Genomic DNA, 20,132 nt, shown 5'->3' with positions numbered 1-20,132 from the left:
CATCACAAAGCAAATGTGGGAGCGGGCTTGCTCGCGAATGCGGCGGGTCAGTCAACATCATTGCTGAATGACACACCGAATTCGCGAGCAAGCCCGCTCCCACAAGGGATCTGTGGAGTTCAGAGGCCCCCTGAGGGCCTCGTCACCGGCTTACAACTTGATCCAGGTCGCCTTCAGTTCGGTGTATTTGTCGAATGCGTGCAGCGACTTGTCGCGGCCGTTACCAGACTGCTTGAAGCCACCGAACGGGGCGGTCATGTCGCCACCATCGTATTGGTTCACCCACACGCTACCGGCACGCAAGGCACGGGCAGTGAGGTGCGCCTTGGAGATGTCCTGGGTCCACACGGCAGCAGCCAGGCCATACGGCGTGTCGTTGGCAATCGCAATGGCTTCCTCGGCGGTATCGAAGGCGATGACCGACAACACCGGGCCGAAAATTTCTTCCTGGGCGATTTTCATCGCATTACTCACGCCGTCGAAAATCGTCGGCTCAACGTAGGTGCCACCGGTTTCCTGCAGCGTACGCTTGCCGCCAGCGACCAATTTGGCGCCATCGCTGTGGCCAGACTCGATGTACGACAGCACGGTATTCATCTGCTGGGTATCGACCAGCGCGCCAACGTTGGTCGCCGGATCCAGCGGGTTGCCCGGCTTCCAGGTTTTCAACGCTTCGATCACCAGAGGCAGGAATTTATCCTTGATCGAACGCTCGACCAGCAGGCGCGATCCGGCGGTGCAGACTTCGCCCTGGTTGAAGGCGATGGCACCCGCGGCAGCCTCAGCGGCGGCTTGCAGGTCCGGGGCATCGGCGAACACGATGTTCGGGCTCTTGCCACCGGCTTCGAGCCAGACACGTTTCATGTTCGACTCACCGGAGTAAACCAGCAGTTGCTTGGCGATCTTGGTCGAGCCGGTAAACACCAGGGTGTCGACGTCATTGTGCAGACCCAGGGCCTTGCCGACCGTATGACCGTAACCCGGCAGCACGTTCAGCACGCCTTTCGGAATGCCGGCTTCGACAGCCAGCGCCGCGATGCGGATGGCGGTCAGCGGTGATTTTTCCGACGGTTTGAGCACCACCGAGTTACCGGTGGACAGCGCCGGCCCCAGTTTCCAGCAAGCCATCATCAGCGGGAAGTTCCATGGCACGATGGCGCCAACCACGCCCACGGGCTCACGGGTGACCAGGCCCAATTGGTCGTGCGGGGTCGCGGCGACTTCATCGTAGATTTTGTCGATGGCTTCACCGCTCCAGCTCAGGGCTTGCGCCGCGCCGGGAACGTCGATGTACAGGGAGTCGCTGATCGGCTTGCCCATGTCCAGGGTTTCGAGCAGGGCCAGCTCTTCGGCGTGCTGCTTGAGCAGGCCGGCGAAGCGAATCATCGTGGCTTTACGCTTGGTCGGCGCCAGGCGCGACCAGACCCCGGAATTGAATGTGGCACGGGCATTTTCCACCGCACGCTGGGCATCGGCAGCGTCACAGCTGGCGATCTTACCCAGCAGACGGCCATCGACCGGGCTGATGCAGTCAAAAGTCTCGCCGGAGACAGCATCGGTGTATTCGCCATTGATGTACGCGCGGCCTTCGATTTTCAGATCGCGAGCACGTTGCTCCCAATCGGCACGAGTCAGGGTGGTCATTCGAGTGTCCTCCTCTTATTGAATACGAGCGCCGCGCGTTTTTCGCGGGCGTCCCCGGCAATCTGCCCGGCCAGCCTGTTAATCGGCGCAGAGCAACCGCCACCCTAAACCAGTGAGCGGGGTTGTTTCAATATATTTGACATAAGGTCGGCAAACGGCCTTGCGGTGTTCAATTTAATAAACATAGACTTTGGACATTCCAGCCACTCGCGCCGCAATCACGGGGGATTACAACAATGAGCATCCAGAACATCGTCGACTTCAGCCAGGCCACCACCGAGGCAGAACGCTACCGGCCAGACCCGGCGAAAATCCTCAAGGGCGATCCTGAACAGGTGGTGTTCAACCACTACAACAGCCCGTGCGGCCAGTTGAACGCCGGTGTCTGGAAAGGTGCGGTGGGCCAGTGGCACGTGAACTTCACCGAGCACGAGTATTGCGAAATCATCCAGGGCGTTTCGGTGCTGCGCGACAACGACGGCAACAGCAAGACCGTGCGCGCCGGAGATCGCTTCGTCATCCCGGCCGGGTTCCGGGGCACCTGGGAAGTGCTTGAGCCGTGCCGCAAGATTTATGTGGCGTTCGAGCAAAAGGGCTGAAGCTCCGCTTGTCTGCCGCTGCACAACACCTCGAAAAAGCAAAGGCCTGTATCTAGCGATGCAGGCCTTTTTTCTTTATGCCAGTCTATACATCTAAAAATCGATACTAGAAACTCGTAAAAAAGCCGGGACCTTCTTTAAATAAAAAATATAAGCCGCGGACCAGGAAACAGGTTCTAATATTTTACCGCTGGCCAACTTATCCAGCACCAGACAACACTACATGGGCGTTGCGAATATATTCATCAAAAGAACAACACATGGAAGATGTGCAGCTAATTTGGTGAGCGAACGCCTTAGTCCTATTAAAAACAGCATGGAGGCACAAATGCCTAACACTACCCGTTTGAAAATCGTTGCCTTGGCAGCCCTGTTCACTCTGAGCCTCGGCTCGCTGCAGGCTTCGGCTTCCGAGACCCCGGCCCAGCAAAGCTTGTGCAATGACAATTTTGGCTTCAACACATTGGTACCAGCACAGGTAACGCCCGCGCTCCTGGAAACACTGCGCCAACTTTCGGGAGCGGCAACGGTGCGTCATGAGGAACCAGGTAAGGGTTATTCCAGGGACTACAGGAAAGATCGCCTGCGAGTCTTCAGCACTGAAGGAAACATCCTCAGCCATTACACGTGCGGTTGATTAATCGCACGCGGTAAACTGGATATATTGAATACCCAGATGTACAAGTAATAAAAAAGGCCCGTATCTCGCGATACGGGCCTTTTTCACAAGAGGGGAAAATCAATTACTTGATTTTGCCTTCTTTGTAGATCACGTGCTTGCGAACAACCGGATCAAATTTCTTGATCTCGATTTTGTCCGGAGTAGTGCGCTTGTTCTTGTCGGTAGTGTAGAAGTGACCAGTACCGGCGCTCGAAATCAAACGAATCAATTCACGCATGATTATCTCCCTTAGATCTTGCCAGCTTTGCGGATGTCGGCCAGAACGGCAGTGATGCCGCGCTTGTCGATGATACGCATGCCTTTGGCAGATACGCGCAGACGCACGAAACGTTTCTCTTCTTCAACCCAGAAGCGGTGATGCTGCAGGTTAGGCAGGAAACGACGACGGGTTTTGTTGTTTGCGTGGGAAATGTTATTCCCAGTCACCGGACCCTTACCGGTAACTTGACATACTCTAGACATGCCTCAGCCCTCTAAAACCACATGCCCAACCCGGCATGGGTTGGCCGCTTAATCTCTAGTCATTGTGGCGCCAGGCGCCGCGATTCTTTAGAGGTCTTACCGGCTACACCTACAGTGAAGGAACCGGGCCCCTAGAAAAGAGCGCTGCTTTATACCAGAAAGACTAGGGTGCAACAACATTCGGTGTGCGCTGAATCAACAAAAACCCCAATTTTCCGGCTTCAGGCGCCTTGAACAAAGGCTGCCGACGCTGGCGACCGCTCGTCGCAGAAAACCGCCTTACAGGCGATCCCGACGATTTTCCCGGTCGACGCCTGCAAAAACAAGGGCACCTCGTCCCCTAAAAATGAAAAAGGGGATAGTCATTTGCAAAGGAGCCCACTAGGGTAAGCCTTTTCCAGACTGCACTTGCAGATGGGCCTTCGATCTGTAAAGGAATCCGACCATGCGCCTTGCTGCCCTACCGCTGTTGCTTGCCCCGCTTCTGTTGAGCCCATTGGCCCAGGCCGCCGCCCTGAGCGTGTGCACCGAGGCCAGCCCGGAAGGGTTCGATGTGGTGCAATACAACTCGCTGACCACCACCAATGCCTCGGCCGACGTGCTGATGAACCGCCTGGTGGACTTCGACACTGCCAGCGGCAAAGTGGTCGCCGGGCTGGCCGAGAGCTGGGAAGTCACGCCCGACGGTTTGACCTACGTGTTCAAGCTGCGCCCGCAGGTGAAGTTCCACCGCACCGAGTATTTCAGTCCGAACCGCGACCTCACGGCCGAAGACGTGAAGTTCAGCTTCGATCGCATGCTCGACCCGGCGAATCCCTGGCATAAAGTCGCCCAGAGCGGTTTCCCGCACGCGCAATCGATGCAACTGCCAACGCTGATCAAGAAAATCGACGCGCTGGACCCGCTGACCGTGCGCTTCACGCTGGATCACGCCGACTCGACTTTCCTCGCCACCCTGAGCATGGGTTTCGCCTCGATCTACTCGGCCGAGTACGCCGACAAACTGATGAAGGCTGGCACGCCCGAGAAACTCAACAGTCAGCCGATTGGCACCGGGCCGTTCGTGTTCACACGCTTCCAGAAAGACGCCTCGGTTCGTTACAAGGCCAACCCGGACTACTTTGGTGGCAAACCTTCAGTGGACCCCCTGATTTTCGCCATCACGCCGGACGCCAACGTCCGCTTGCAGAAACTGCGGCGTAACGAATGCCAGATCGCCCTGTCGCCTAAACCTCTGGACGTGCAAGCAGCGCTGAAAGAGCCGACCTTGAAAGTCGAAAAGACCGACGCCTTCATGACGGCGTTCGTCGGCATCAACAGCCAGCACCCGCCGCTGGACAAACCTGAGGTGCGGCAGGCGATCAACCTGGCGTTCGACAAGACCAGCTACCTCAAAGCCGTGTTCGAAGACACCGCCGAAGCGGCCAACGGTCCGTACCCGCCAAACACCTGGAGCTACGCGAAGAACCTGCCGGGTTACGCGCACGATGTCGAGAAAGCCAAGGCACTGATGGCCAAGGCCGGGCTCAAGGAAGGCTTCCAGACCACCATCTGGACGCGCCCGTCTGGCAGCTTGCTCAACCCCAACCCGAGCCTCGGCGCGCAGATGCTGCAATCGGATCTCGCGGAAATCGGCATCCAGGCCGAGATTCGGGTGATCGAATGGGGCGAACTGATCCGCCGGGCGAAGGCCGGCGAACACGACCTGCTGTTCATGGGCTGGGCGGGTGACAACGGCGACCCGGACAACTTCCTCACGCCGCAGTTTTCCTGCGCTGCGGTCAAGTCCGGCACCAACTTCGCCCGCTACTGCAACCAGGACCTGGACCGGCTGATCAGTGCCGGCAAGACCACGGGCGAACAAGGCGTACGAACCAAGTTGTATGAACAGGCACAAGCGCAGATCCAGCAACAGGCACTCTGGCTGCCACTGGCCCACCCGACGGCCTTCGCCCTGACACGCAAGGACGTCACCGGTTATACGGTGAGTCCGTTTGGGCGGCAGGATTATTCTAAAATCAGCTTCAAGCCATAAGCTTCGAGCTCCAAGTTAAAGCAGTCCTCGCACCGCTTTAGCTTGGAGCTTGGAGCTTGAAGCTTGAAGCTTGAAGCTTGAAGCTGCTCCCCTACATCCACCCATACTCTGCCATCGACAACGGATCCCCATCGCCGATGATGAAGTGATCCAATACGCGCACGTCGATCAGGCTCAGCGCCTCTTGCAGGCGCCTGGTTAATTTTCGATCAGCTTCACTGGGGTCCGAATTGCCCGATGGGTGGTTGTGACACAGAATCAACGCCGCTGCGTTGTGGGCCAGGGCACGCTTGACCACCTGGCGCGGATAAACACTGGTGGTATCGATGGAGCCGCGAAACAGCGACTCGAACGCCAGCACTCGGTGCTTGGAATCAAGGAACAGGCAGCCGAAGACCTCATGGGGCTCATGGCGCAGCATCGACTTGAGGTACTCACGCACCACCACGGGATTCTCCAGTACGGAATCATGCCGAAGCCGCTCCGCCAGATGTCGCCGAGCCATCTCCAACACCGCCTGCAACTGCACGAACTTGGCCGGCCCGAGACCGAGCTGGCCGCTGAAGGTGCGCAAATCTGCCTCCATCAACCGGCGCAGACTGCCAAATTGGCTTAATAGATGGCGCGCCAGATCCACGGCGCTTTTACCGGACACCCCGGTACGGAGGAAGATCGCCAGCAGCTCGGCGTCCGAGAGACTCGTCGAGCCCTGCTCCAACAGTTTCTCCCGCGGCCGCTCTGCCGCCGGCCAATTGCGAATACTCATAACACCTCCCTGGTCTGTGGGCGCCGCTGCTCCATAGCGGTCGCTGTGATATCTTAGCCCATCTTTTTTGTGGGCGATTTCACTCCTGGGGAGGGGGTTTCGCCACACAGTCATCAACGAAATGAAAGGCAGACCTATGCAGCGGCTGTATCGGAAACGCATCGTTCTGGGCGTCGGCGGCGGCATTGCAGCCTACAAGAGCGCCGACCTGGTTCGCCGCCTGATCGACCAGGGCGCCGAGGTGCGCGTGGTCATGACCCGTGGTGGCAGCGAGTTCATCACCCCGCTGACCATGCAAGCGTTGTCCGGCCATCCGGTCCACCTGGACCTGCTGGACCCTGCGGCCGAAGCTGCCATGGGCCACATCGAGCTGGCCAAATGGGCCGACATGGTGCTGATCGCCCCGGCCACCGCCGACCTGATCGCCCGTCTGGCCCAAGGCATCGCCGATGACCTGTTGACCACGCTGGTGCTGGCCACCGATGCCGTGGTCGCCATTGCCCCGGCAATGAACCAGGCCATGTGGCGCGATCCGGCGACCCAGGCCAACCTGCAGGTCCTCGAAAGCCGCGACATCAAGGCCTTTGGTCCTGCCTCCGGGAGCCAGGCCTGCGGCGACGTCGGCCTGGGCCGCATGCTCGAAGCCGTCGATCTCGCCCAATGTGCCGCTGACTGCTTCAAACGCCAGGCGCTGACGGGCAAACACGTACTGATCACCGCTGGTCCGACCCAGGAAAACATCGACCCGGTGCGCTACATCACCAACCACAGCTCCGGGAAAATGGGCTTTGCCCTGGCCGAAGCCGCAGTGGAAGCCGGCGCCCGCGTCACCCTGATCACCGGCCCGGTGCATCTGCCGACCCCGGATCGCGTCACGCGGATCGACGTAGTCAGCGCCCGCGACATGCTGGCCGCCTGCGAAGCCGCGATCCCTTGCGACCTGTTCATCGCCTCGGCAGCAGTCGCGGATTACCGCCCGGAAGTGGTCGCCCCACAAAAACTCAAGAAAGACCCTACGAGCGGCGACGGCCTGTTGCTACAGATGGTGCGCAACCCTGACATCCTGGCCACCATTGCCACGCGCCCCGACCGTCCGTTCAGTGTCGGTTTCGCCGCCGAGACCGAACACCTGCTCGACTACGCTGCACGCAAGTTGAAAGACAAGAACCTCGATCTGATCGTCGCCAACGACGTCGCCAACCCGAGCATTGGCTTCAACAGTGAAGAAAACGCCTGCAGCGTGATTGACCGAGAGCTGCACGCCACGCTTTTCGCCCAGACCAGCAAGGGCAAAATCGCTCGCCAACTGATCACTTTTATCGCCGAACGTCTGAACCAGGTTTAATTCAATGCACGCTTTGCAAGCCAAAATCCTCGACCCACGCATCGGCAGCGAATTCCCGCTGCCCCAGTACGCCACGCCAGGCTCCGCCGGCCTCGACCTGCGCGCGATGCTGGACAAGGACACCATCATCCGGCCTGGTGAAACCCTGCTGATCCCGACCGGCCTGTCCGTCTACATCGGTGATCCGGGCCTGGCCGCGCTGATTCTGCCGCGCTCCGGCATGGGGCATAAGCACGGTATCGTGCTGGGTAACCTGGTCGGCCTGATCGACTCCGATTACCAGGGCCCACTGATGGTGTCGTGCTGGAACCGTGGCCAAAACGACTTCAACATCGTGGTTGGCGAGCGCCTGGCCCAGCTGGTGCTGGTTCCCGTCGTACAGGCCCACTTCGAAATGGTCGAAGAGTTCGTAGAAACCGAGCGTGGCACGGGTGGTTTCGGGCATTCCGGCCGCCATTGATCCAAGTTCAGGCTGGGCGCCCTGCCCGGCCTGATCCGTTTTCGGCATTTTCAGGATGAAAATTGCACCGAGGTGATCTGCAGGGTTTAGCGCTGAAATCAAGGCATTGGTGGCTCGGATGCGAGCCCGCTTGGGTGGCATGGCCTTTTCGCACCACGAACTCTCTGCGCAAAACGCCGTCATACCCTTCAGTTTGAGCCAGCCGGCGAGCTTTTTCCGCGCACAGGTCCAGTCATTTTCGAGATGGAGCATCCCTACAGATGAACACCCCAGCCACCGTCGTACCCAAGTTCCCAGACAGCATTTTCCGCGCCTATGACATTCGTGGCACCGTTCCGGAGTTCCTCAATGCCGAGACCGCCTACTGGCTGGGCCGCGCCATTGGCGCGCAGAGCCTGGCCCAAGGTGAACCGAACGTTTGCGTAGGCCGTGATGGCCGCCTGTCGGGTCCTGAGCTGGTGGCTCAACTGATCAAGGGCTTGGCCGAAGCGGGCTGCCACGTCAGCGACGTCGGCCTGGTGCCGACGCCTGCCCTGTACTTCGCCGTCAATGTACTGGCGGGCAAGTCCGGTGTGATGCTCACCGGCAGCCACAACCCGTCGAACTACAACGGCTTCAAGATCGTCATCGCCGGCGACACGCTCGCCAACGAGCAGATCCAGGCCCTGCATGACCGCCTCAAGACCAACAACTTGACCCGCGGCAACGGCAGCGTTACTCAAGTCGAAATTCTCGACCGCTACAACACGCAAATTGTCCAGGACATCAAACTGGCCCGTCGCCTGAAAGTCGTGGTCGACTGCGGTAACGGCGCCGCCGGCGTAATCGCCCCGCAACTGATCGAAGCGCTGAACTGCGAAGTCATCCCGCTGTTCTGTGAAGTCGATGGCAACTTCCCCAACCACCATCCGGATCCGGGCAAACCCGAGAACCTCGAAGACCTGATCGCCAAGGTCAAGGAAACCAACGCCGACATCGGCCTGGCCTTCGACGGCGACGGCGATCGCGTCGGCGTGGTGACCAACACCGGCAGCATCGTCTACCCGGACCGCCTGCTGATGCTGTTCGCCCGCGACGTGGTGGCGCGCAACCCGGACGCGGAGATCATTTTCGACGTCAAATGCACCCGTCGACTGACGCCGCTGATCAAGGAATACGGTGGCCGGCCGCTAATGTGGAAGACAGGTCACTCGTTGATCAAAAAGAAAATGAAACAATCCGGCGCCCTGTTGGCCGGCGAAATGAGCGGGCACATCTTCTTCAAGGAGCGCTGGTTCGGTTTCGACGACGGCATTTACAGCGCCGCCCGGCTGCTGGAGATCCTGAGCAAGGAAAAATCCAACGCAGAGGAGCTGTTCGCGACCTTCCCGAACGATATTTCTACGCCGGAAATCAATATCCATGTGACCGAAGAGAGCAAATTCAGCATCATTGATGCATTGCACGACGCGCAGTGGGGCGAAGGCGCCGACCTGACCACCATTGACGGCGTGCGAGTCGACTATGCCAAAGGCTGGGGCCTGGTTCGCGCCTCCAACACCACACCGGTGCTGGTGCTGCGCTTCGAGGCCGATGACGAGGCAGAACTTTCGCGCATCCAGGACGTTTTCCGCGTCCAGTTGAAGCGTGTTGCACCTGATCTCCAACTACCGTTCTGATTCACCCGGAGCCCTGAATGACCCTCGAACGCGAAGCCGCTGCCAACACCGCCAAGGTCCTGTCCGAAGCGCTGCCTTACATCCGCCGCTATGTCGGCAAGACGCTGGTGATCAAGTACGGCGGCAACGCGATGGAAAGCGAGGAGCTGAAAACCGGCTTCGCCCGCGACATCGTGCTGATGAAGGCCGTGGGCATCAACCCGGTGGTGGTTCACGGCGGCGGCCCGCAAATCGGTGACCTGCTCAAGCGCCTGTCGATCGAAAGCCACTTTGTCGATGGCATGCGCGTCACCGACGCTGCCACCATGGACGTGGTGGAAATGGTCCTCGGCGGCCAGGTGAACAAGGACATCGTCAACCTGATCAACCGTCACGGCGGCAGCGCCATCGGCCTGACCGGTAAAGACGCCGAGCTGATTCGCGCGAAGAAGCTCACCGTGACCCGCCAAACCCCGGAGATGACCCAGCCGGAAATCATCGACATCGGCCATGTAGGCGAAGTGGTCGGCATCAACACCGACCTGCTGAACTTGCTGGTCAAGGGCGACTTCATTCCGGTAATCGCGCCGATCGGTGTGGGTGCCAACGGCGAGTCGTACAACATCAACGCGGACCTGGTGGCCGGTAAAGTTGCGGAGGCACTGAAAGCCGAAAAGCTGATGCTGCTGACCAACATCGCCGGCCTGATGGACAAGGAAGGCAAAGTACTGACCGGCCTGAGCACCCAGCAGGTCGACGCGCTGATCGCCGACGGCACCATCTACGGCGGCATGCTGCCCAAGATCCGTTGCGCGCTGGAAGCGGTCCAGGGCGGCGTAGGCAGCTCGCTGATCATCGACGGTCGCGTACCGAACGCGATCCTGCTGGAGATCTTCACCGATACCGGCGTGGGCACCCTGATCAGCAATCGCAAGCGTCCGTAAGGGCTCACAGATACAAAAAGACCCCACCCGGCCTGGCCGGGTGGGGTCTTTTTTTGCCCGCAATCCCACACATTACCTGTAGGAGCGAGCTTGCTCGCGATGGCAGTGTGTCAGCCACTATTTAAGTACCTGACTTACCGCCATCGCGAGCAAGCTCGCTCCTACAGGGGATCGGGGATCAGACGCCAAACTGCGCGCGATACGCCTCGACGGCTGGCAGGTGCTGCTTGAGCTGCGGATCGTCCGCCAAAAATTCCAGCACCTGGTTCAGCGAAACGATGCTGATCACCGGGATACCGAAGTCACGCTCGACTTCCTGAATGGCCGACAACTCACCGTTGCCGCGCTCCTGACGGTTCAGGGCAATCAGCACGCCCTTGGCCTTGGCGCCGTCCTGGGAGGCGATGATCTGCATCACTTCACGGATGGCGGTGCCGGCGGTGATCACGTCGTCGATGATCAGCACATCACCGGTCAACGGCGCGCCGACCAGGCTGCCGCCTTCACCGTGGGCCTTGGCTTCCTTGCGGTTGAAGCACCATGGCAGATCACGATCATGGTGTTCAGCCAGGGCCACTGCGGTAGCGGCTGCCAATGGAATGCCTTTGTACGCCGGGCCAAACAGAACGTCGAACGAAACACCGCTTTCCACGATGGCCGCTGCGTAGAAACGACCCAGTTGAGCCAGGGCGGAACCCGAGTTGAACAGGCCGGCATTGAAGAAATACGGACTGGTGCGCCCGGACTTCAGGGTGAACTCACCGAAGCGCAAAACGCCGCGATCGATGGCAAAACGAATGAAATCGCGCTGATACGCCTGCATGAAAAAAACCCCAAATACCACGGATTTAGCTAAATAGGTTGACGCCGTGTATCATACACGCACGCGATTTTTGGGGCCATTTATGCGGATCATCAGTGTGAACGTCAATGGTATTCAGGCTGCAGTCGAGCGAGGTTTGCTCAGTTGGCTGCAAGCACAGAATGCCGACGTCATCTGCTTGCAGGATACCCGCGCCTCCGCCTTTGAACTGGACGATCCAGCCTTCCAACTGGATGGCTACTTCCTTTATGCCTGCGAAGCTGAAGTTCCTGCCCAAGGTGGCGTGGCTTTGTATTCGCGGTTGCAACCGAAGGCAGTCATCAGCGGTCTCGGCTTCGAGACAGCCGACCGCTACGGGCGCTACCTGCAAGCCGATTTCGACAAGGTCAGCATCGCGACCTTGCTGCTTCCTTCGGGGCAGAACGGCGATGAAGACTTGAACCAGAAGTTCAAGCTAATGGACGACTTCGGCCGTTATCTGGATAAACAGCGGCGCAAACGTCGCGAGTACATATATTGTGGCTCGCTCTACGTGGCGCAACAGAAGCTGGATATCAAGAACTGGCGTGACAGCCAGCAATCCCCGGGATTCCTGGCACCTGAACGTGCCTGGATGGACGAGATTGTCGGCAACATGGGCTATGTCGATGCCCTGCGTGAAGTCAGCCGTGAAGGCGACCAGTACAGCTGGTGGCCGGACAACGAACAGGCCGAGATGCTCAATCTCGGCTGGCGTTTCGATTACCAGATCCTGACGCCGGGCCTGCGCCGCTTCGTACGAAGCGCACGCTTGCCTCGTCAGCCACGGTTCTCGCAGCACGCGCCGCTGATCGTTGACTACGACTGGACGCTGACCATTTAAGCGTTTGCAGCACGCAAAAAAGCCGACATGACTGTCGGCTTTTTTGTGTGCACTTTTTGCCTTCCTGTAGGAGCGAGCATGCTCGCGATGGACGCCAGAACACCGCGGGGTGCCTGAATCCCCGCGTTATCGTTACAGACCATCGCGAGCATGCTCGCTCCTACAGATGATCAGGTGAATCAGCCGATCATTATTTGACCAGGCGCCAGGTAAACGGATACCGGTAAGGCAAGCCCTCATTGGCCTTGACCCCGGCGATGATCGTCAGCACCAGTGCGCCGATGGCGATCAGGCCAAACAGGAAGAAGCCGATGATCACCACCATCAGCAGGAAGCAGATGGCGGACGCGATGGCGACGGTGATCTGGAAGTTCAGCGCTTCCTTGCCCTGCGCATCGACGAAAGGATCCATCTCGCGCTTCATCTGCCACAGGATCAATGGGCCAATCAGCGTGCCGAATGGAATCCAGATGCCCAGCAAGGCGGACAGGTGACAGAACATTGCCCACTGCCGGGCCTCTTTGCTGGGGGTCGGTAGCAGCTCTTGTTCGTCATTCATGATGTCCTCCTTGTCTGGAGCGGCTTGATCAGTCGGCCAGTGCGGCCTTTTGCAGTTCGAAAATCTCGGTCATGCCTTTTTTCGCCAGATCAAGCATCGCGTTCAGGTCTTCAGGCTGGAACGGCGCACCTTCAGCAGTGCCCTGAACTTCGATGAAACCGCCCGTGCTGGTCATCACCACGTTGAGGTCGGTCTCGGCGGCCGAATCTTCAAGATAGTCCAGGTCGAGTACGGCTTCACCCTGATACATGCCGACCGAAACGGCACCGATCATTTGCTTGAGCGGATCGCCGGCTTTCAGGCCGCCGCGTTTCTTGATCACTTTCAGCGCATCGACCAGTGCAACCATGGCGCCGGTGATGGACGCGGTACGGGTGCCGCCATCGGCCTGGATCACATCGCAGTCGACGTACAGGGTGACATCGCCCAGCTTGGACATGTCCAGGGACGCGCGCAGCGAGCGGCCGATCAGACGCTGGATCTCGAGGGTACGTCCACCCTGCTTGCCGCGGCTGGCTTCACGCTGGTTACGCTCGCCGGTGGCGCGCGGCAGCATGCCGTATTCGGCGGTCAACCAGCCCTGGCCCTGGCCCTTGAGGAACCGTGGCACGCCGTTTTCGACGCTGACGGTGCAGATGACCTTGGTATCACCGAACTCGACCAGTACAGAACCCTCGGCGTGTTTGGTGTAGTTGCGGGTGATGCGGATCGAGCGGAGCTGATCGGCGGCGCGACCACTTGGACGTTTCATAGGGAATACCTGTACGGGGGACGGAAAACTGCGGGCATTATAGAGCCGTGCACCGAGCCTGGGCACTTCTAAAACACCCGCCCGACGATTGAAGGCCCGTGCTTGAGCCTGGAACAGCGCTTAACCGACGGCGTGCAGCCGTTTGTCGCGCCCTGCGTTTGGGCGCATTCGCCCCACTGCGCTACAATCCTGCGCCTTTGCTGCCTGTCGGCTTTAATTCACAGATATCGGATTGCGCGAAACCTCTGGTAACGCAAAGCCCAATTGCGAGGTACCCCCATGGTACACAGCATGACCGCCTTCGCCCGCGTCGAAAAAGCCGGCGCCCAAGGCACCCTGAGCTGGGAACTGCGCTCGGTCAACAGCCGCTACCTGGAACCGCACCTGCGCCTGCCCGAGACCTTCCGCGACCTCGAAGGCGCGGCCCGCGAAGCGTTGCGCCAGGCTATCTCGCGGGGCAAGCTCGAATGCACCCTGCGCTTTACCGAAGAAAACACCGGCAAGGCCCTGCAAGTGGATCGCGAGCGCGCCGCGCAACTGGTGGCGGCGGCCGAAACCATTGCCAGCCTGATCAAGAACCCGGCAGCCCTGAACCCGCTGGAAGTGCTGGCGTGGCCAGGCGTGCTGGTCGGCGATGCAACCGACCCGCAAGCACTGAACGCCGAGGCATTGGCGCTGTTCAATGAAGGCCTGAAGGAACTCAAGGCTGGTCGCGAGCGCGAAGGCGCGGAGCTGGCGCGGCTGATCAACGAACGCCTGAGCGCCATCGAACAAGACGTGGTGACCCTGCGCGAGCTGGTCCCGCAGATGCTCGCCACCCAGCGACAGAAAGTCCTCGACCGCTTTGCCGATATGAAAGCCGAGATGGACCCACAGCGCCTGGAACAGGAAATGGTCATGCTCGCTCAGAAGAGCGACGTCGCCGAAGAACTGGATCGCCTGAGCACCCACATCATCGAAGTTCGCCGGGTGCTCAAGTCCGGCGGCGCAGCCGGGCGCCGCCTGGACTTCCTGATGCAGGAGCTCAACCGCGAAGCCAACACATTGGGCTCCAAAGCCTTCGACCCGCGCAGCACCCAGGCGGCGGTCAACCTCAAGGTGTTGATCGAGCAGATGCGCGAACAAGTGCAGAATATTGAGTAAGGCAACCCCGACATGACCCACAGCACCGGCACCCTGTACATCATTTCCGCCCCTTCGGGCGCAGGCAAGAGCAGCCTGGTCAAGGCCCTGACCGACGCCGACCAGGAGATCCGCGTCTCGGTTTCGCACACCACCCGCGCCATGCGCCCCGGTGAAGTGAATGGCGTGAACTACCACTTCGTCGAGCGCAGCGACTTCGTGAAGATGATCGAGCACGGCGATTTCCTTGAGCGCGCCGAAGTGTTCGGCAATCTCTACGGCACTTCGCAAAGCCACCTGCAGCAGACCCTGGACGAAGGCCACGACCTGATCCTGGAAATCGACTGGCAGGGCGCGGAACAAGTGCGCAAGTTGATGCCCCAGGCCCGTTCGATCTTCATCCTGCCGCCGTCGTTGCAGGCCTTGCATCAGCGCCTGACCAATCGCGGCCAGGACAGCGACGAGATCATCGATGGCCGCATGCGCGAAGCCGTCAGCGAAATGAGCCATTACGTCGACTACGACTACCTGATCATCAACGACGATTTCGCCCACGCGTTGCGCGATTTGCAGGCGATTTTCCGCGCCAACCAGCTCAACCAGAAACGCCAACAGCAGCGACACGGCAAACTTTTGGCCCAATTGCTCGACTAAAGAGCTCTTCCCAAAACCGCTGCAAGCGCTTTACATTGGCACTTGCAGCGCGTCGAAGGGCCTGGTCAAAAAAACAGCGCTTCCCTAATCGCTGGTGATTTTTTAAACTGTTGAGTCCGCTCGCCCAACCGGGCAGCGCGCATCTTGCATTCGCTCCGAGGAATACCATGGCCCGCGTAACCGTTGAAGACTGCCTAGAACACGTGGATAACCGCTTTGAGCTGGTCATGCTCTCTACCAAGCGTGCCCGTCAACTGGCCACCGGCGGCAAAGAGCCGAAGGTAGCATGGGAAAACGACAAGCCTACCGTTGTCGCCCTGCGTGAAATCGCTGAAGGCCTGATCGACTACGCCGCTATCGCCGAAGCCGAAATCGTTGAAGATGAACCGCTTTTCGCTGCGTTCGAGGACGAGTCCAACGAGGCCGTCTAAGCCTATGCCTGGTCGACGTAGCACGGCGCGGGATCACAGCCTGTGGCAGGAGTCATCATGCCGAGCATAGACGCCCTCGCCGATCGCTTATCGACCTACCTCGGCACGGACCAGGTCAACCTGGTCCGCCGAGCGTATTTCTACGCCGAACAAGCCCACGACGGCCAACGCCGCCGCAGCGGCGAGGCGTACGTCACGCATCCTCTTGCCGTGGCCAATATTCTTGCCGACATGCACATGGACCATCAGAGCCTGATGGCTGCGATGCTGCATGACGTGATCGAAGACACCGGTATTGCCAAGGAAGCGCTGCAGGCGCAGTTCGGCGAAACCGTGGCCGAACTGGTCGACGGGGTCAGCAAACTGACCCAGATGAACTTCGAGACCAAGGCCGAAGCGCAAGCCGAAAACTTCCAGAAAATGGCCATGGCCATGGCCCGCGACATTCGCGTGATCCTGGTCAAGCTGGCCGACCGCCTGCACAACATGCGCACGCTGGAAGTGCTGTCCGGCGAAAAACGTCGGCGCATCGCCAAGGAAACCCTGGAAATCTATGCTCCCATCGCCAACCGGCTGGGGATGCACGCCATCCGCATAGAATTCGAAGACCTCGGTTTCAAGGCCATGCACCCGATGCGTTCCGCGCGGATCAACCAGGCGGTCAAACGCGCCCGGGGCAACCGCAAGGAAATCGTCAACAAGATCGAAGAATCCCTCAGCCACTGCCTGGCCATCGACGGCATAAAGGGCGAGGTCAGCGGTCGCCAGAAACACCTCTACGGCATCTACAAGAAAATGCGCGGCAAACGTCGGGCCTTCAACGAAATCATGGACGTCTACGCGTTCCGGATTATCGTCGACAAGGTCGATACCTGTTACCGCGTGCTGGGTGCTGTGCATAATTTGTACAAACCGTTGCCGGGTCGCTTCAAGGACTACATCGCCATCCCCAAGGCCAACGGCTACCAGTCGCTGCACACCACGCTGTTCGGCATGCACGGTGTACCGATCGAGATCCAGATCCGCACCCGCGAAATGGAAGAGATGGCCAACAACGGCATCGCTGCCCACTGGCTGTACAAGTCCAGCGGCGACGAACAGCCCAAAGGCACTCACGCCCGCGCCCGCCAGTGGGTCAAGGGTGTGCTGGAAATGCAGCAACGTGCCGGCAACTCGCTGGAATTCATCGAGAGCGTGAAGATCGACCTGTTTCCGGACGAGGTCTATGTGTTCACGCCCAAGGGCCGGATCATGGAGCTGCCCAAAGGCTCCACGGCGGTCGACTTCGCCTATGCGGTGCACACCGACGTGGGCAACAGTTGCATCGCCTGTCGGATCAATCGTCGCCTCGCACCGCTGTCCGAACCGCTGCAAAGCGGCTCCACGGTCGAGATCGTCAGTGCTCCGGGGGCCCGGCCAAATCCGGCCTGGCTCAACTTCGTGGTCACCGGCAAGGCGCGCACACACATCCGTCACGCCCTGAAACTGCAACGTCGCTCCGAATCCATCGCCCTCGGCGAACGCCTGCTGAACAAGGTTCTCAACGGTTTCGACAGCGCGCTGGACCAGATTTCGGCCGAGCGCATCAAGGCGATGCTCACCGAATATCGCCTGGAACTGATCGAAGACCTGCTCGAAGACATCGGCCTGGGCAATCGCATGGCCTACGTGGTGGCGCGCCGCCTGCTCGGCGAAGGCGAGCAATTGCCAAGCCCCGAAGGCCCGCTGGCGATTCGCGGCACCGAGGGCCTGGTGCTCAGCTACGCCAAGTGCTGTACGCCGATTCCGGGCGACCCGATTGTTGGACACCTGTCGGCGGGCAAAGGCATGGTCGTGCACCTGGACAACTGCCGCAACATCAGCGAAATCCGCCACAACCCGGAAAAATGCATCCAGCTCTCGTGGGCCAAGGATGTCACCGGCGAATTCAATGTCGAACTGCGCGTCGAGCTCGAACACCAGCGCGGCCTGATCGCACTGCTGGCCAGCAGCGTCAACGCGGCCGACGGCAACATCGAAAAAATCAGCATGGACGAACGTGATGGTCGCATCAGCGTGGTCCAACTGGTGGTCAGCGTGCACGACCGCGTGCACCTGGCTCGCGTGATCAAGAAACTGCGTGCGTTGACCGGTGTGATCCGCATCACCCGGATGCGTGCCTGACCCACTTATTACAAGGAGTCATTCATGACCAAGACCGTAATCACCAGCGACAAGGCCCCGGCCGCCATCGGTACTTACTCCCAGGCAATCAAGGCGGGCAACACCGTCTACATGTCGGGCCAGATTCCACTGGACCCAAAAACCATGGAACTGGTCGAAGGCTTCGAAGCCCAGACCGTCCAGGTGTTCGAAAACCTGAAGGCCGTGGCTGAAGCGGCTGGCGGTTCGTTCAAGGACATCGTCAAGCTGAACATCTTCCTCACTGACCTGAGCCACTTCGCCAAGGTCAACGAGATCATGGGCAAGTACTTCGACCAGCCTTACCCCGCCCGCGCCGCCATCGGCGTAGCCGCCCTGCCGAAGGGTTCGCAGGTTGAAATGGATGCCATCCTGGTCATCGAGTAATGCCTGTGGCGCAGCCTTCGCGGGCTGCGCCGCTACCCTCCGTATCAAAGCGTTTTGAAAGGATTCCACCATGCGCAAAGCGCTAGCCCTCCCGCTGCTCGCCCTGATTCTGGGCGGTTGTGCCAGCAACCCTGCCGACCGTGACATCAGCGGCACCTGGATCAACCAGGTGGCGATCGATGCGGCCGCCAAAGGCGTTCCCCTGAGAGAAGCACTCCAGGCCAATGGTCCGAACCTGGAGTGGGACGTCAACACCAAGGCCGGCCAGGCACGTTACACCAACGGTTTTGAGAACGTCGACGGCACGCTGTCGGCCGAAGAGTCCGGCGCCTGGAAGGTCGACTTTTATGGCAGCTCCGGCAGTCAGTTGAAACGCGACGGCAAGCAATTAAGCCAGGCAGGTTTCGATAACGAGCCAGCCCAAGTCTTCGATCGCGCGGTGATCACAGTACCCGAGGGCGCCCCGATGGGCGCAAGCTTCGAACGCGCGCTGTACTCCGCCTACATGGGCGGCGACTGGAAGATCGTCAGCGGCCCAGGCGAAGGCAACTCCGTCCAATTCCTGGCTGACGGCCAGGTGACTGGCCTGCCGAGCACCGATCGCTATGCGTTGTGCCTGGCTGGCGACTGCGCGTCGATGAGCGGCGGCAACGACAACATGTGGCTGCAACTGAACGGCCAGGGCAACACCTGGATCTTCAACCGCAACGGCAAGGAACTGGAGATCTTCCAGGCGGTGAACACCGCCCAGGCGGACGAAATGCCGCAGTTCATGCCAGGGAACCGCAAGTGGCTGCTGGAAAAGCAGTAAGCGGAATTTGAAGCAACTCAACCCTGTGGGAGCGGGCTTGCTCCCACATTTGGTCTGCGGTGCTTCTGGCGACTCAGCACTGCCCTTCCAGAATCGCCGCATACCCCTCGCGGAAACTCGGGTACTTCGGCGTCCAGCCCAGGGCCTTCGCCCGCGCATTGCTGCAACGCTTGCTGCCGGTGCGACGCACGCTGGCATCGTCGGCCCACTCGGTGACGCCCAGATACTCGCGCAGCCAGCCGACGACGTCCGCCAGGGGTGCAGGTGCGTCGTCCACGCCGATGTAGACGTCATCCAGCGCCACGCCGCGGTGATCCGCTTCCAGCAGAAAGGCAATCAATCCGGCGGCGTCATCCACGTGAATCCGATTGCCGTACAACGGCGGCTCAGTCACCACGCGATAACCGCGGCGCACCTGAGTCAGCAACCATTCGCGGCCAGGGCCATAGATGCCGGTCAGGCGCACGATACTGGCCGGGAATCCGCTGGACAGGGCCACTTGCTCGGCTTCGAGCATGACCTGCCCGGAATAGCCGGTCGCCACCGCAGGCGACGTTTCGTTGACCCATTCGCCATTCTGCTGCCCGAACACGCTGCTGCTGGAAACGAACACCAGGCGCTTGGGCGCCTGCCCGTAGTCGTTCAACCACTCCAGCACATGCTGCAAACCCTGAATGTAGGCGGCGCGATAGCCCGCTTCATCGTGATCGGTGGCGGCCGCGCAGTACACCAGGTAATCGACGGCGCCGATTGGCCAGGTTGCCGGGCATTCCTTGTTGAACAGGTCGCCGGCGACGCCAATTACACCTTCAGGCAGGCGTGCGACGTTACGCCGCAAGCCGTGGACTTCCCAGCCAAACTTCAGTAACCGGGAAGCCAGACGACTGCCGACATCACCGCAACCGGCAATCAATACAGAGGGCGCGGACATTAAAAAACTCCTATTTCAAAGGCACAGACTATCGCCGGCAATGGAC

Annotated in this window: 21 protein-coding genes and 1 pseudogene; 14 read left to right on the top strand and 8 right to left on the bottom strand. The window is 59.9% G+C overall.

Annotated features, from left to right (window positions below):
• Positions 1 to 150: 150 nt before the first annotated feature.
• A complete protein-coding gene (locus AB4N64_RS25650) occupies positions 151 to 1,644 on the bottom strand; it encodes an aldehyde dehydrogenase (protein WP_460119692.1) in 1,494 nt (497 codons plus the stop codon).
• A gap of 236 nt (positions 1,645 to 1,880) precedes the next feature.
• Between AB4N64_RS25650 and AB4N64_RS25645 the strand changes: the two genes are divergently transcribed.
• Together AB4N64_RS25645 and AB4N64_RS25640 are read left to right on the top strand one after the other, a co-directional pair.
• Positions 1,881 to 2,243 (top strand): cupin domain-containing protein, encoded by a 363-nt coding sequence (locus tag AB4N64_RS25645; RefSeq protein WP_460119691.1) that lies wholly within the window; start codon positions 1,881 to 1,883, stop codon positions 2,241 to 2,243.
• 283 nt (positions 2,244 to 2,526) lie between these two features.
• Positions 2,527 to 2,880, top strand: a complete 354-nt coding sequence (locus tag AB4N64_RS25640; protein WP_460119689.1) for an I78 family peptidase inhibitor — start codon at positions 2,527 to 2,529, stop codon at positions 2,878 to 2,880.
• Between the two features lie 106 nt (positions 2,881 to 2,986).
• On the opposite strand, the gene rpmG is transcribed toward AB4N64_RS25640, so the two are convergent.
• Both rpmG and rpmB read right to left on the bottom strand, forming a co-directional pair.
• Entirely contained in the window at positions 2,987 to 3,142 is a 156-nt protein-coding gene (rpmG, locus tag AB4N64_RS25635; protein WP_007894709.1) for a 50S ribosomal protein L33, read from the bottom strand.
• Between the two features lie 11 nt (positions 3,143 to 3,153).
• Positions 3,154 to 3,387 (bottom strand): 50S ribosomal protein L28, encoded by a 234-nt coding sequence (gene rpmB, locus AB4N64_RS25630; protein WP_077044789.1) that lies wholly within the window; start codon positions 3,385 to 3,387, stop codon positions 3,154 to 3,156.
• Positions 3,388 to 3,832: 445 nt separating this feature from the next.
• Here rpmB and AB4N64_RS25625 point away from each other — a divergent pair, with 445 nt between their 5' ends.
• On the top strand, positions 3,833 to 5,422 hold the full coding sequence (locus AB4N64_RS25625; RefSeq protein ID WP_460119686.1) for an ABC transporter substrate-binding protein: 1,590 nt from the start codon (positions 3,833 to 3,835) through the stop codon (positions 5,420 to 5,422).
• Between the two features lie 91 nt (positions 5,423 to 5,513).
• Here the strand turns inward: AB4N64_RS25625 and radC are convergent, their stop codons facing one another.
• Positions 5,514 to 6,188: a RadC family protein gene (gene radC, locus AB4N64_RS25620; protein ID WP_460119684.1), complete on the bottom strand. Its 675-nt coding sequence runs from the start codon at positions 6,186 to 6,188 to the stop codon at positions 5,514 to 5,516.
• Positions 6,189 to 6,324: 136 nt separating this feature from the next.
• Between radC and coaBC the strand changes: the two genes are divergently transcribed.
• The 4 genes and pseudogenes from coaBC (at position 6,325) to argB (ending at position 10,574) form a co-directional block, all read left to right on the top strand.
• Positions 6,325 to 7,533, top strand: a complete 1,209-nt coding sequence (gene coaBC, locus AB4N64_RS25615; RefSeq protein ID WP_460126866.1) for a bifunctional phosphopantothenoylcysteine decarboxylase/phosphopantothenate--cysteine ligase CoaBC — start codon at positions 6,325 to 6,327, stop codon at positions 7,531 to 7,533.
• Between the two features lie 4 nt (positions 7,534 to 7,537).
• Positions 7,538 to 7,993, top strand: a complete 456-nt coding sequence (gene dut, locus AB4N64_RS25610) for a dUTP diphosphatase (RefSeq protein ID WP_460119682.1) — start codon at positions 7,538 to 7,540, stop codon at positions 7,991 to 7,993.
• Positions 7,994 to 8,277: 284 nt separating this feature from the next.
• Positions 8,278 to 9,651, top strand: a pseudogene (locus AB4N64_RS25605) (phosphomannomutase/phosphoglucomutase); the annotation flags it as partial.
• A 17-nt stretch (positions 9,652 to 9,668) separates the two neighbouring features.
• A complete protein-coding gene (gene argB / locus AB4N64_RS25600) occupies positions 9,669 to 10,574 on the top strand; it encodes an acetylglutamate kinase (protein WP_192307119.1) in 906 nt (301 codons plus the stop codon).
• Between the two features lie 178 nt (positions 10,575 to 10,752).
• On the opposite strand, the gene pyrE is transcribed toward argB, so the two are convergent.
• Positions 10,753 to 11,397, bottom strand: a complete 645-nt coding sequence (gene pyrE, locus AB4N64_RS25595; RefSeq protein WP_460119680.1) for an orotate phosphoribosyltransferase — start codon at positions 11,395 to 11,397, stop codon at positions 10,753 to 10,755.
• 82 nt (positions 11,398 to 11,479) lie between these two features.
• On the opposite strand from pyrE, the gene AB4N64_RS25590 reads away from it, so the two are divergent.
• Positions 11,480 to 12,259 (top strand): exodeoxyribonuclease III, encoded by a 780-nt coding sequence (locus AB4N64_RS25590; RefSeq protein ID WP_192307121.1) that lies wholly within the window; start codon positions 11,480 to 11,482, stop codon positions 12,257 to 12,259.
• Positions 12,260 to 12,449: 190 nt separating this feature from the next.
• On the opposite strand, the gene AB4N64_RS25585 is transcribed toward AB4N64_RS25590, so the two are convergent.
• Both AB4N64_RS25585 and rph read right to left on the bottom strand, forming a co-directional pair.
• Positions 12,450 to 12,818: a DUF4870 domain-containing protein gene (locus AB4N64_RS25585; protein ID WP_460119678.1), complete on the bottom strand. Its 369-nt coding sequence runs from the start codon at positions 12,816 to 12,818 to the stop codon at positions 12,450 to 12,452.
• 28 nt (positions 12,819 to 12,846) lie between these two features.
• On the bottom strand, positions 12,847 to 13,569 hold the full coding sequence (gene rph / locus AB4N64_RS25580; RefSeq protein ID WP_460119676.1) for a ribonuclease PH: 723 nt from the start codon (positions 13,567 to 13,569) through the stop codon (positions 12,847 to 12,849).
• Between the two features lie 279 nt (positions 13,570 to 13,848).
• On the opposite strand from rph, the gene AB4N64_RS25575 reads away from it, so the two are divergent.
• The 6 genes from AB4N64_RS25575 (at position 13,849) to AB4N64_RS25550 (ending at position 19,155) form a co-directional block, all read left to right on the top strand.
• Complete coding sequence (locus AB4N64_RS25575) at positions 13,849 to 14,712, top strand: YicC/YloC family endoribonuclease (protein WP_460119675.1); 864 nt, start codon at positions 13,849 to 13,851, stop codon at positions 14,710 to 14,712.
• 12 nt (positions 14,713 to 14,724) lie between these two features.
• On the top strand, positions 14,725 to 15,345 hold the full coding sequence (gene gmk, locus AB4N64_RS25570; RefSeq protein WP_460119673.1) for a guanylate kinase: 621 nt from the start codon (positions 14,725 to 14,727) through the stop codon (positions 15,343 to 15,345).
• 167 nt (positions 15,346 to 15,512) lie between these two features.
• Positions 15,513 to 15,776, top strand: a complete 264-nt coding sequence (gene rpoZ / locus AB4N64_RS25565; RefSeq protein WP_007921129.1) for a DNA-directed RNA polymerase subunit omega — start codon at positions 15,513 to 15,515, stop codon at positions 15,774 to 15,776.
• 57 nt (positions 15,777 to 15,833) lie between these two features.
• Positions 15,834 to 17,939, top strand: coding sequence for a bifunctional GTP diphosphokinase/guanosine-3',5'-bis pyrophosphate 3'-pyrophosphohydrolase (gene spoT, locus AB4N64_RS25560; RefSeq protein ID WP_460119672.1), 2,106 nt, complete (start codon positions 15,834 to 15,836; stop codon positions 17,937 to 17,939).
• A 24-nt stretch (positions 17,940 to 17,963) separates the two neighbouring features.
• On the top strand, positions 17,964 to 18,344 hold the full coding sequence (locus AB4N64_RS25555; RefSeq protein ID WP_003229509.1) for a RidA family protein: 381 nt from the start codon (positions 17,964 to 17,966) through the stop codon (positions 18,342 to 18,344).
• Between the two features lie 70 nt (positions 18,345 to 18,414).
• Entirely contained in the window at positions 18,415 to 19,155 is a 741-nt protein-coding gene (locus AB4N64_RS25550; RefSeq protein WP_460119670.1) for a hypothetical protein, read from the top strand.
• A 73-nt stretch (positions 19,156 to 19,228) separates the two neighbouring features.
• Here the strand turns inward: AB4N64_RS25550 and AB4N64_RS25545 are convergent, their stop codons facing one another.
• Entirely contained in the window at positions 19,229 to 20,086 is an 858-nt protein-coding gene (locus tag AB4N64_RS25545; protein ID WP_460119669.1) for an SDR family oxidoreductase, read from the bottom strand.
• Positions 20,087 to 20,132 lie beyond the last annotated feature (46 nt).

This window comes from Pseudomonas sp. S2_C03 (assembly GCF_054668405.1).
This window is presented reverse-complemented; position numbering and strand designations above follow the sequence as displayed.